The organism is Clostridium sp. TF06-15AC (genome assembly GCF_003481165.1).
In the GTDB taxonomy this organism is placed as follows: Bacteria; Bacillota; Clostridia; order Lachnospirales; family Lachnospiraceae; genus Otoolea; species Otoolea fessa.
The window spans coordinates 92807-105596 of sequence record NZ_QUKS01000001.1 but is presented as its reverse complement, the minus strand read 5'-3'; the positions used below and the strand labels follow the sequence as shown (position 1 = coordinate 105596).

Sequence of the window (12790 nt, the reverse complement as noted above, 5' to 3'; positions counted from 1 at the left end):
CCCTTCGCCTACATAAGCGGCGCCAGAATCCGCAGTGCCTTCCCCGCAAACCGCCGGATAAACGGATACTTCCGGCAGTTTTCCAGAGTAATCCGCTCGCTCTTTGCAAGTGTTTTCTGGAAATCTTCTTCCACATCCATCACAACCGCATTGCGGAAGAAATAGGACGCGCACTCAAAATGCAGATACAGGCTTCTGAAATCAAGGTTGATCGTTCCGACCACCGCCTTCTCATCGTCGCTCGTAAACATCTTCGCATGGATAAAGCCCGGCGTGTATTCATAGATCTGAACACCAGCCCGCAGAAGCTCCGCATAGTAGCTACGCGCCAGCAGGTACGCATATAACTTATCCGGTATATGCGGCATGATAATAATGACCTCCACGCCGCGCTTTGCCGCAAACTTGAGCGCCGCCAGCGTCGTATCGTCGAGAATCAGATACGGAGTCGTGATGTGCACATACCGGCGTGAACGCCCTAAAATATCGAGGTACACCGACTCGCCGACATTTTCCCCGTCGAGCGGGCTGTCCGCATATGGCATCACAAAGCCGCCATAGTCCATGCCCTCCGGCATATGAAATGTCTCCGGACACAGAAAACGGCGATATTCTTCCGCATCCCGTTCCGTCACATCCCAGAGCTGCAAAAACATCATTGTAAAACTGTCTACAGCTTTTCCCTTGAGCATGACCGCCGTGTCCTTCCAATGTCCGAAGCGCACCCGCTGGTTGATATACTCATCTGCCAGGTTCACGCCCCCGGTAAACGCGGTATGACCATCGATCACACAGATTTTCCGGTGATCGCGGTTATTCTGGTAACTTGAGAGAGCCGGACGCACCGGCGCAAAAATCTTGCACTGGATACCTTTCTCCTGCATCGCTTTCTCATAGCCGTGCGGCAACGTGAAGAGATTTCCCATGCCGTCATACATAAACCGGACTTCCACGCCCTCGGCGACCTTCGTCTCTAACACCTGTAAAATCGCATCCCACATCACTCCGTGTTCTACGATAAAATATTCCATAAATATAAAATGTTCCGCTTTTTTGAGTTCTTCCAATAATACTGGAAACATATCATCTCCCAGTGGGAAATAGCGTACCCCCGTATTTTCATACGCCGGGAAACGTCCGTACTGGTTCATATAGCGGACGAGATTGCCGCCGCTGGCGCTGATGCTCTCATAGTGTGCCAGCACCTCCGGATCCTGTAAAAGGTACGGACGAAGTTTTGTCCCAACCTCTTCGATCCGCCGGTTAATGCGGCGCGTGCCCGGCTGCAGCGTCAAAAACAGATAAAACAGCGTTCCAAACACCGGAAATATCAATATCGGCACTACCCAGGACAACTTGATCGTGCTGTTTCCCTCATCGCTGATAATATAGATCAAAACCAGCGCACTGAGCATCGCAGATCCACCGTACATATAGATCAGGTACTCTCTAAACCAGTCAAACCCGGCAAAGAGCACAAGAATCTGTATCAGCAGAAACAGCGTTCCCAGCGTGGTACGCCCGAAAATCAGACGCAGCAGTTTTTTCAATTTTTTAAGTATTTTCTCCATTTTCTACCAGTCCATTTCTCTGCCTCATTCATCAGGCACCTGCCGTATCATTGAAAACTACAGTGCCATCTCTCATAGTATGGCAGATTTTTGCAAATAAAACAAGAGGTCAGCCGGAGACTGACACAGATTTATGTGTCATCCCGACTGACCTGTCGTTGTAAGCGCTCATTTTAACAACCGCATTGAAACATCTCACGGATACCCGGCATAAAGCTGTTATATCGCCATTCTTGGCATTTTAGTCCTCCAGCGCCTGACGGATATCCTCGATGATATCATCCACATTCTCAATTCCGACACTCAAACGGATCAGGCTTGGATCAACGCCTGCCTCCCTGAGCTGCTCATCGGAGAGCTGACGGTGAGTATGGCTTGCCGGATGCAGAACGCAGGTTCTCGCATCGGCAACATGGGTTACGATGGCTGCCAGTTTCAGCTTATCCATGAACTCGCCAGCTGCCTGACGACCGCCTTTTAAGCCGAAAGAAATAACGCCGCATGTACCGTTCGGCATATATTTCTGCGCCAGTGCATGGTATTTATCATTTTCAAGTCCCGGATAATTCACCCAGGCCACATCTTCACGGCTCTGTAAATACTCGGCGACCTTCTGTGCATTCTCACAGTGGCGCGGCACACGCAGATGCAGTGTCTCCAGACCGATATTCAATAAGAAGGAATTCTGCGGGGACGGGATGGAACCGAGATCACGCATTACCTGTGCGGTTGCCTTGGTGATATAAGCCGCCTTACCGAATTTCTTCGTGTAAATAATGCCGTGGTAAGACTCATCCGGCGTCGTCAGACCCGGGAATTTATCTGCATGTGCCTCCCAGTCAAAGTTGCCACTGTCCACGATGCAGCCGCCGACGGTCATCGCATGTCCATCCATATATTTTGTAGTAGAATGCGTTACAATATCTGCGCCCCACTCGAACGGACGGCAGTTGATCGGAGTTGCAAACGTATTATCTACAATAAATGGAATACCATTTCTGTGTGCAATCCGGGCAAATTTTTCCAGATCCAGCACTACCAGAGCCGGGTTTGCAATCGACTCACCGAAGATACACTTTGTGTTCGGGCGGATCGCCTTCTCGATCTCCTCTTCCGGCGCATCCGGGTCAACTAACGTAACATCGACGCCCATTTTTTTCATCGTAACGACAAACAGGTTTGATGTGCCGCCGTATACGGTTGCCGAGCAGACCAGATGATCGCCCGCGCCGCAGATATTAAATACCGCATAAAAGTTTGCCGCCTGTCCGGAGGATGTCAGCATTGCTGCCGCGCCGCCCTCCAGCTCACGGATCTTATCTGCGACTGCATCATTGGTCGGGTTTGCCAGACGGGTATAAAAATATCCGTTTTCCTCCAGATCGAAGAGTCTTCCCATCTGCTCACTGGTTGAATACTTAAAGGTCGTGCTCTGGTAGATCGGCAGAATTCTCGGCTCGCCATTTTTCGGCTGCCATCCGCCCTGGATGCACGTTGTTTCCATTGAACGTTTCATTTTTCTTCTCCTTCATATGTTTATTTTTAAATAATTATATAGTAATTGAGCCCATTTTTTAGTACGGCTCTTTTACATCACCATATCAAACAGCGAAAGCTGATTGCTCTCCGGCAGCCCCGTCAGAATTCCCAGCTCTGCCATCAGATCGCACACCGTCTTCGTAACCTTGGTACGGTTGATAAAGTCCTCTTTCGACAAGAACTTTCCGTCCTCCGCCGCAAAAACAATCGCGTCTGCCGCTTTCTCGCCGAGTCCATCGATACTGCTTAACGACGGCATCAGCTTTCCGTCTATGATCTGGAAATTGCGGGCTTTTGCCCGGTAAATATCGATCGGCATGAACTCAAATCCGCGCGCGTACATTTCCTGTACGATACGCATATCGCGCAGCGTGTCCTGCTCTTTCTTGGAAAGAGAATCCGACCGGCTCTTGTACTCCGCCAGATGGTACTCCAGCTTATCGCGCCCCTGGCACATCAGCTTGTAGGTAAATCCACTCGCACGGATGCTGAAATATGCCGCATAGTACGCCAGCGGGTAAAATACCTTACAGTACGCCACACGCCACGCCATCATAACGTAAGCCGCCGCGTGCGCCTTCGGGAACATATACTTGATTTTCAGGCAGGAATCGATATACCACTGCGGCACATCGTGAGCTTTCATCTCCTCGATCCACTCCGGTTTCAGTCCTTTTCCTTTTCGGACAGACTCCATGATAGTGAAGGAGAGTCCCTCTTCGAGTCCTTTCTGAATCAGATAAATCATAATATCGTCTCGACAACAGATCGCCGTCTGAATCGTCGCCTGTCCGCTCAGGATAAGGTCTTTCGCGTTTCCTAACCATACATCCGTACCGTGGGACAGACCGGAAATCCGCACCAAATCCGAAAAATATTTCGGTTTGGCATCGATCAACATCTGCATCGCGAAGTCTGTACCAAACTCCGGAATGCCAAGCGCCCCGAGCTTACAGCCGCCGAGATCCTCCGGCGTGACACCGAGCGCCTCCGTGTTCTGGAAGAGACTCATGACCTCCTTCGAATCCAGTGGAATATCCTTAACCGGGTCGAGTCCCGTCAAATCCTGCAGCATACGAATCATGGTCGGATCATCGTGTCCGAGAATATCGAGTTTCAACAAGTTGTGGTCGATCGAGTGGTAATCGAAATGCGTCGTGACGGTGCGTGTCGTCATATCGTCCGCCGGGTGCTGCACCGGTGTAAACGTGTCAATCTCCTCTCCGAGGGGCAGTACGATGATACCGCCCGGATGCTGTCCGGTGGTACGCCGCACGCCGACACAGCCGGACACGATGCGCTCAATCTCGCACCGGCGCTTACGGATTCCTTTATCCTCATAATAATGCGCCACAAAACCATACGCTGTCTTATCCGCCAACGTACCGATCGTCCCCGCACGGAAGGTCTGTCCTTTTCCGAAGATGACCTCCGTATAGCTGTGCGCCCGGCTCTGGTACTCGCCGGAGAAGTTTAAGTCTATATCCGGCTCCTTATCGCCCTTGAATCCCAGGAACGTCTCAAACGGGATGTCGAACCCGTCTTTTTTCAACGGTTTTCCGCACTTTGGACATATCTTATCCGGCATATCGCAGCCCGCCATACCCGAAAACTTCTTTACGTCTTCGGAATCAAAATCGTAATAATGGCAGTTCGGGCAGTAATAATGCGGGCTCAGCGGATTTACCTCCGTGATACCAGACATCGTCGCCGCCAGCGAGGAACCAACGGATCCTCGCGAACCAACCAGATATCCATCCTCATTCGACTTCCAAACCAGCTTCTGCGCGATGATATACATAACGGCGAATCCATTGGAAATGATCGAGTGAAGTTCACGCTCCAACCGATCGACTACCACCTTCGGCAGCTTATCGCCGTACATATCATGCGCGTGGTTGTAGCAGATGGTACGCAGCGTATCATCCGAATTCGGAATAACCGGCGGACACTTGTCCGGGCGTACCGGGGAAATGCGCTCACACATCGCCGCGATCTTGCGCGTGTTTGTGATAACGATCTCCTCCGCCTTATCGCTGCCTAAATATTCAAATTCCCCCAGCATTTCCTCGGTGGTCCGCAGATACAGTGGTGCCTGATCGTCTGCATCCTTAAAGCCCTTGCTCGCCATGATGATACGGCGGTAGACCTCATCCTCCGGATCGAGAAAATGGACATCGCAGGTCGCGCAGACCAGCTTGTTCCACTGTTCGCCAAGTTCAATCACTTTGCGGTTCAGATCCTGCAGATCCTCCCAGGTGTTGACCGAACTTTTCTCATCCCGCAGCATAAATGCGTTGTTTCCAAGCGGCTGCACTTCCAGATAATCGTAGAAATTCGCTATTTTTCCCAGTTCCTCCTCCGGAACCCCGCGCAGGATCGCCTGAAACAGCTCGCCCGCCTCGCACGCCGATCCAAGAATCAGCCCCTCGCGGTGGCTCGCCAGCAGACTCTTTGGAATCCGCGGACGTTTTGCAAAATACGTCAGGTTTGACTGGGAAATCAGCCGGTACAGGTTGATTCGCCCGACATCATTCTTCGCCAAAATAATAATATGGTAGGTCGGCATCTTCCGGATCATTTCCGGCGTCATTTTGCTGAGTTCGTTGAGCTGCGTCAGATTTTCGATATCACGAGCCTTTAACATCTCGATAAACTTGACAAAAATCTCTGCCGTCGCCCCCGCATCATCGACCGCCCGGTGATGGTTTTCGAGGGAAATTTTAAGCTCTTTCGCTACCGTGTCGAGCTTGAAGCGGTTCAGGTTCGGCAGCAGGACACGCGCCAGCGAAACCGTATCGAGAACCGTCGGCTGGAATGTGAGTCCCTGCCGTCTCGCATTTTCTTTGATAAAACTGATATCAAACGACGCGTTGTGCGCGACCATGACCGCACCCTCGCAGAATGCCAGAAACTCCGGCAGAACCTCTTCGATCGTCGGCGCGCTGATTACCATGCCGTCGTTGATGCTTGTCAGCTGTTCAATGTCATAGGGGATTGGCACTTCCGGGTTGACAAATGTGCTGAATTTGTCCACAATCTTTCCATCCGTCACACGCACCGCGCCGATCTCGATGATGCGGTTCTTGATCGGGCTGAAGCCGGTCGTCTCGATATCGAATACAACGCAGGTGTGGTCTAAAGTCTGCCCTTTCTCATTCTCCGCCAGTTCCTTCATATCATCGACGAGATAGCCCTCAATGCCATAGAGGATCTTGAAGTTTTCGCCCTTATCAACCGCATGGTTCGCATCCGGAAACGCCTGCACACAGCCGTGGTCGGTAACAGCGATCGCGTCCATGCCCCACTGTTTGGCACGTTTGATGATATCCTTGACCTCGGAAACACCGTCCATATCGCTCATCTTTGTGTGACAGTGAAGCTCCACGCGCTTGACCGGACTGTTGTCCATCCGCTTGCTGGTGAAATCTTCGCATTTCTTGATGCCGGAAACCGAACCGATCGTCAGCTCGCCGTCAAATTTATCAATGTTGGCAACACCCTTGATGCGGACAAACTGCCCCGCCTTGGTCGCCGTCTTCAAATCATCCAGCGTATCCTCCCGTGCAAAGATCTTGACGCCGATTGTATCTGTAAAATCCGTTACCGAAAACATAAACAGTGTGTTGCCGCTGCGAAGCTCCCTTAACTCGCAGGTCAGGATCTTTCCGCGGATGACAACCTGCCCAACCTCGCCTTCCAACTCCTCGATCGGGCTCGCCTCCTCATCGAAATCGCGCCCAAACAGCACATCCGGGTTATAGGATTTCTTCATATAGCCCGAACGACGGTACTCGCCGCCCTTGCCAGATCCAGCATTTGCGCTGCCTGCCTGGTTTCTGCCTCCTGCCGGATTCCCACCGGCTTTCAGCTTACCAACCGGTTTTAAAACAGTCTTTCCCTCGTCAAATGGCAGATCGACACCGCCAGAGGCAGGTTCTGCCCCCGACGGTTCCATATACGCCTCATTGGCACCTGCTGCCCCGGCAGCCGCGCCGCTTCCGCCTGCCGCGCCACTCTCGCCTGCCGCCTGCGGCTTCATGTAGATGATCTCCGGCTCAGTATTCTTCTTCTCAACCGGACGGTAGGAAGTCTTCACAACCATTGGCACATTGCAGCGCTCGGTGAAGATTTTCTCCAGAATCCGCACCAGTTCCTGTGCCTTATCGCGCACGATCATCGTGTCCTCCAGCGACAGCTTCAGGTATCCTTCTTCTTCAAAATCCATCTCCGCCTTACGGAACATATTATAAAGAAGGATACTGTAATTTTTCAGCTCCATCAAAATACTGTCCCGGTACACATTCATAAGTTTTTCCGGCGTGTACTGGCTGGACAGATGGTATTTCTCCAAAATCTTGATCGTCACCCGTTTGCCCGGAAACAACTGCTCCTTGATGCCTTTTTCCAGATCATAGATACTCTGCTTGTGCATCAGGCGCGGGCTGTCGATGTAGACGCGGATCACGCTCCGGTCACGGTTCGTCGAGATCTTCTCGATCCCGATCATTTCAAGCAGTCCCCGCACATTTTCCGCAATATGTAAATCTGGAAACACCTCCAGAAATGTTTTCATTCTATCATTCCTTTGCTTTTTTCTCTTCCACCATCCGGTCAAGCTCCGCTTTGAGCGCCGGTAAAAGTTCACTCTCCGGCAGTTTTTTCACAATCTCGCCCTTGCGTATCAGAAGTCCTTCGCCGATACCGCCGGCTACACCGAGATCGGCTTCCTTCGCCTCGCCCGGTCCGTTGACCACGCAGCCCATGACGGCAACCTTGATATCCAGCGGATATCCCTGTACCAGCGTCTCCACCTGGTTTGCCAGACCGATGAGGTCGATCTGCGTGCGTCCGCAGGTCGGACATGAAACAACTTCCACGCCACCCCGACGAAGTCCCAGCGTCTTCAAAATCAGCTTTGCCGACTTGATCTCCTCCAGCGGGCTGCCTGTCAGGGACACGCGAATCGTATCACCGATTCCCTGACTCAAAATCAGTCCCAGACCGACCGCTGACTTGATATTGCCCGCAATCACAGTTCCCGCCTCTGTGATACCGACATGCAGCGGATAATGAGTCTTTTTTGCAATTAGTTCATGTGCTTTTACACACATCATAACATCCGAAGATTTGATGCTGATAACCAGATTGTCATAACCCATCTGCTCAATCAGGGCAACCTTATCCAGCGCACTCTCAACGAGTCCTTCCGCTGTCACGCCGCCATATTTCTCTACCAATGGCTTTTCCAAAGAACCGCTGTTGACGCCGACACGAATCGGCACGCCATACTCTTTTGCCTTGTCAACCACCGCCTGGATCCGCTCTCTGGAACCGATATTTCCCGGATTGATACGGATTTTGTCCGCGCCGCACTCGATCGCCGCGATCGCGAGACGATAGTCAAAATGAATATCCGCCACCAATGGAATATGTATCTGGCGTTTAATCTCCGTCAGGGCAGCAGCCGCCTCCATTGTCGGCACTGCCACACGGATAATATCGCAGCCCGCGTGCTCCAGCGCCAGAATCTGCTCGACGGTCGCCTTCACATCCTCTGTTTTCGTATTACACATCGACTGGATCAGAATCGGATTGCCGCCGCCGATCTGTCGTTTTCCAATCTGCACCACTTTCGTCTCGTCCCGGTATCCCATATCGTTCCTCCCAAACCATTCTTCTCCGACACAAAATTTCCGACCTTTTTCGAGCGAATCTTTCATGCCTTTGAATCAAATGAATTATCATTACAATAAATTTCTAATATCATTAAACAATACAAATAACATCAGCGTCATCAACGCCGCCATGCCCACCATATGGACCATGCCCTCTTTTTCCGGATCAACCGGCTTGCCGCGCAGCATCTCCAGAATGATAAATACAAGCCGTCCGCCATCCAGCGCTGGAACCGGAAGCAGGTTCATGACACCCAGATTGGCGCTGAGCAGAATACACATATTGGCCAGATTGACAAGCACAATCATAAGTCCGTAGCTCTGGCTCTCCTTGACCGTCGTGCCGATCATCGACACAATCCGCACCGGACCCGCGATATCGTTCGAGCTGACCTGCCGCTTCAGAATCATGCCAAGGCTGCTGAACGTCACACGGATCCAATAGCGCACTTCATAGAAGCTATACTGCGCCGTCTGAATCACGGACGCCGGTTTCCGGTAAACGCCGCCGCTGATTCCAATAAGATAGCGTCCCGCCTCCTCGGAATAGCGCGGAACCATCTGCGTCGTGTAGGATTTCCCATCCCGCACATACTCCACCGTGACACTCTTTCCCGGATGAAACTGCAGATACGTCTGCACATCGCGGTACAGATAGGTGCGCGTACCATTTAAGCGCTCGATCGTATCGCCCGCCTGCAGCCCCGCCTCCTGTGCCGGATAGCCGTCCTCAACACTGACAACCGACGCCGGATCAAATCCCACACAGCTGATCACGAAAAAGGCGCAAAACCACGCCAGAATGAAGTTGAATACAGGTCCTGCCACCACGACTTTAAAACGTGTCCAGGCAGAAACCGCATTAAAATAAGTCCCCGTTGCGCCCGGAGGCAGCAGGAGCCGATCCGTTTTTCCATCTGTCAGACTCTGGTTCTGATCGCAGGAACTCCCTTTTTCCGTCTCACCCGGCGCATCATACCCTTCATCTTCCCCCAGCATCATACAAGAACCGCCAAACGGAAGCAGCTTCAGCGAGTACCGCGTCCCGCCTTTCACAAAACTGAAAAGTCTAGGACCCATGCCGAGCGAAAACTCAACGACGCAGATTCCGCCCCGTTTTGCCAATAAAAAATGTCCAAATTCGTGAAACAGCACAATCAGGCTGAATACAATCAGCGCCGCCAGCAAACTTACCAATCTACCACCTGCTCTCTATAAAATCATAGGTTTCCTGTTCTGCTGCCAGAATCTCTTCGACCGTCGGATTCTCTTTCACGGTGTGATGTTCCATCGCCGCCTCAATCATATCAGTGATGGTCAGATATCCGATCTCGCGATCGAGGAATTTCTGGACTGCCCGCTCATTTGCCGCGTTGAACACGGTCGGAAGCGTGCCGCCGCGCCGTCCGGCTTTGTATGCCAGGGAAAGTCCGTGGAAATTCTCAAAATCCGGCGCTTCAAAGGTAATCTGTGCCAGCTTTGCAAAATCCAGCCGGTCGCCCGCCAGGAAGCGGCGTTCCGGATAATACAGCGCATACTGGATCGGAAGCTTCATATCCGGCGTGCCGAGCTGCGCTATCACCGCGCCGTCCTCGTATTCTACCATTGAATGAATCACACTCTGCGGCTGCACAACCACCTGCACCTGATCCATCTCCACGCCAAAGAGCCATCTTGCCTCCATAACTTCCAGACCTTTGTTTACCATCGTGGAACTGTCGATCGTGATCTTGCGCCCCATCGTCCAGTTCGGATGTTTCAGCGCATCTTCGACCTGAACACCTTTCATCTGCTCTCTCGTCCATCCGCGGAACGGTCCGCCAGACGCTGTCAGGAGAATCTTGTGGATCTTATTTCCCGTCTCACCGTTCAAACTCTGGAAAATCGCGCTGTGCTCGCTGTCCACCGGCAGAATGCGGACATGCTTCTCCTTTGCCAGCGACATAATGATATGCCCGGCCGTTACCAGGGTCTCTTTGTTTGCAAGTGCAATATCTTTTCCAGCATTCATCGCTGCGATCGTCGGGCGGATACCGATCATTCCGACTACCGCTGTCACCACAATCTCCGCACCCAGCTCCGTTGCCACTGCGAGAAGTCCATCCATGCCGCTCTCGACACGGATATCCAGATCGCGCACACGGTCTTTCAGTTCTTTTGCTTTTTCCTCGTTCCAGACCGCCGCGATCTTCGGAGAAAACTCCCGGATCTGTTTCTCCAGAAGATCAATATTGCTTCCAGCCGCCAGAGCCGTTACTTCTATATCTTTATTCGCCCGAACCACTTCCAATGTCTGTGTTCCGATCGATCCGGTTGATCCAAGTATCGCAATTTTTTTCATTTCTTATTCTCCTGTTTCTGTATTTTCATACATGCTTTCGTTTTATCGTAAAAACGTCAGTGCAAAATAAATCGCCGGTGCCGTAAAAATCATGCTGTCGAACCGATCCAGCACGCCGCCGTGTCCCGGAATCAGGTTTCCGTAATCCTTGACATTGTGGTTCCGCTTGATCGCCGACGCCGCCAGATCCCCGATCTGGGAAATGACCGCCGCAATCGCACACGCCACCGCGCATGCCACCATCGGATTGCTGACCTCGTCCATCTTCGCACCGAAGAAATACGCATAAATGCAGCCTAACAGAGCCGATCCGACCACACCGCCGACGGCGCCCTCGATCGATTTTTTCGGGCTTAAAACCGGTGCCAGACGGTGTTTTCCAAGGAGCATTCCCGCGCAGTATGCGCAGGTGTCACAGCCCCAGGAGCTTAAAAAGATCAGCCAGACAAGGTATTTTCCGTCCGCCATTGCCCGCACCTGATACAGGTAGGAAAGCATAATTCCCAGATAAAAAATGCCGAAAAATGCTACTGTAATCTGCTCGGTCCCATATTTCGGAAACGTGAACACGTAAATGCTCATCAGCACCATCAGGGCTGCAATCGCAAGCAGCGTCACATAATGCTGCCCTTCAAACCACACCAGCCCATAATATCCCAGACACGCCAGATACCCGGCGATGCCCGGCGCTTTTTTCTCAATCCCCATAACCCGGTAAAGCTCAAACATACCGATCAGGGAGATCGCGGCGGTCACACAGTACAGAAGGACACCGCCCTTTGTAACCAGTAAAATCGCGAGTACTACAAGCACAATCCCGCTTATCAGCCTCGTTCTGAACATGGCAACTCCTCCTTATGCCTTGACTCCGCCAAAGCGTCTGTCTCTTTGATTGAACTGCTCAATTGCCTTTATAAGCTCGTCGCGGTTGAAATCCGGCCACAGGCAGTCCGTGATATAAATCTCACTGTAGGCAAGCTGCCACAGCAAATAATTGGATAGGCGGATCTCGCCGCTGGTGCGGATCAGAAGATCCGGATCCGGGATGCCCGCCGTATCTAAATAGGACGCAACGGTCTGCTCTGTCACGTTCTCCGGCACCAGCTTTCCGTCCTGACAGTCCATCATCATATGGCGCACCGCGCGCGTGATCTCATCTCTGCCGCCGTAGTTGACTGCGATCACAAAGGTCATGCCCGTGTTTGCCGCCGTCTCGTCTTCCAGACGGTTGATGCCCTCGATGATATCACGGTCAAAGCGCGTGCGGTCGCCGATCATTTTGACTCTTACATTATTTTTCTTGGCAATCTTTAAAAGCCGTTTCAGATAAAAACGGAAGAGCTGCATCAGCGCCCCTACTTCTTCAGCAGAACGTTTCCAGTTTTCCGTTGAAAAACCATATACCGTCAGATAACGGATTCCCAGTCTCGCTGCATCCTCAACCGTCTGTTCAACCGTCACACACCCCTGTTTATGACCTGCGGTTCTCGGGAGACCTCTCTTCTTCGCCCATCTGCCGTTGCCATCCAGAATGAGGGCGACATGCTGCGGAATTACCAGGTTTTCGATGTCCCTTTCCATCCAGTTTTCCTCCATAATATTCCCTTAATAGCCAGAAAACAGGACCAGCCGGCCATCCGCATCTGCAATGCCGGCCAGCC

Annotated in this window: 8 protein-coding genes; all 8 read right to left on the bottom strand. The window is 52.0% G+C overall.

Annotated elements, in window-relative coordinates:
• Positions 1-8: 8 nt before the first annotated feature.
• Positions 9-1571, bottom strand: a complete 1563-nt coding sequence (cls, locus tag DXC57_RS00495) for a cardiolipin synthase (RefSeq protein WP_022360469.1) — start codon at positions 1569-1571, stop codon at positions 9-11.
• 241 nt (positions 1572-1812) lie between these two features.
• Positions 1813-3087 carry an aminotransferase class I/II-fold pyridoxal phosphate-dependent enzyme gene (locus DXC57_RS00490; RefSeq protein WP_117795288.1) on the bottom strand — a complete coding sequence of 425 codons (1275 nt, stop codon included), beginning with the start codon at positions 3085-3087 and terminating at the stop codon, positions 1813-1815.
• 72 nt (positions 3088-3159) lie between these two features.
• Positions 3160-7686, bottom strand: coding sequence for a PolC-type DNA polymerase III (locus tag DXC57_RS00485; RefSeq protein ID WP_118650691.1), 4527 nt, complete (start codon positions 7684-7686; stop codon positions 3160-3162).
• Between the two features lie 4 nt (positions 7687-7690).
• Positions 7691-8767, bottom strand: a complete 1077-nt coding sequence (gene ispG / locus DXC57_RS00480) for a flavodoxin-dependent (E)-4-hydroxy-3-methylbut-2-enyl-diphosphate synthase (protein ID WP_117795284.1) — start codon at positions 8765-8767, stop codon at positions 7691-7693.
• A gap of 90 nt (positions 8768-8857) precedes the next feature.
• Positions 8858-9985, bottom strand: a complete 1128-nt coding sequence (gene rseP, locus DXC57_RS00475) for an RIP metalloprotease RseP (protein WP_118650689.1) — start codon at positions 9983-9985, stop codon at positions 8858-8860.
• 1 nt (position 9986) lies between these two features.
• Positions 9987-11129 (bottom strand): 1-deoxy-D-xylulose-5-phosphate reductoisomerase, encoded by a 1143-nt coding sequence (locus DXC57_RS00470; protein WP_022360463.1) that lies wholly within the window; start codon positions 11127-11129, stop codon positions 9987-9989.
• A 42-nt stretch (positions 11130-11171) separates the two neighbouring features.
• Complete coding sequence (locus DXC57_RS00465; protein ID WP_022360462.1) at positions 11172-11972, bottom strand: phosphatidate cytidylyltransferase; 801 nt, start codon at positions 11970-11972, stop codon at positions 11172-11174.
• Between the two features lie 12 nt (positions 11973-11984).
• On the bottom strand, positions 11985-12710 hold the full coding sequence (locus DXC57_RS00460) for an isoprenyl transferase (protein WP_118650687.1): 726 nt from the start codon (positions 12708-12710) through the stop codon (positions 11985-11987).
• Positions 12711-12790: the final 80 nt, after the last annotated feature.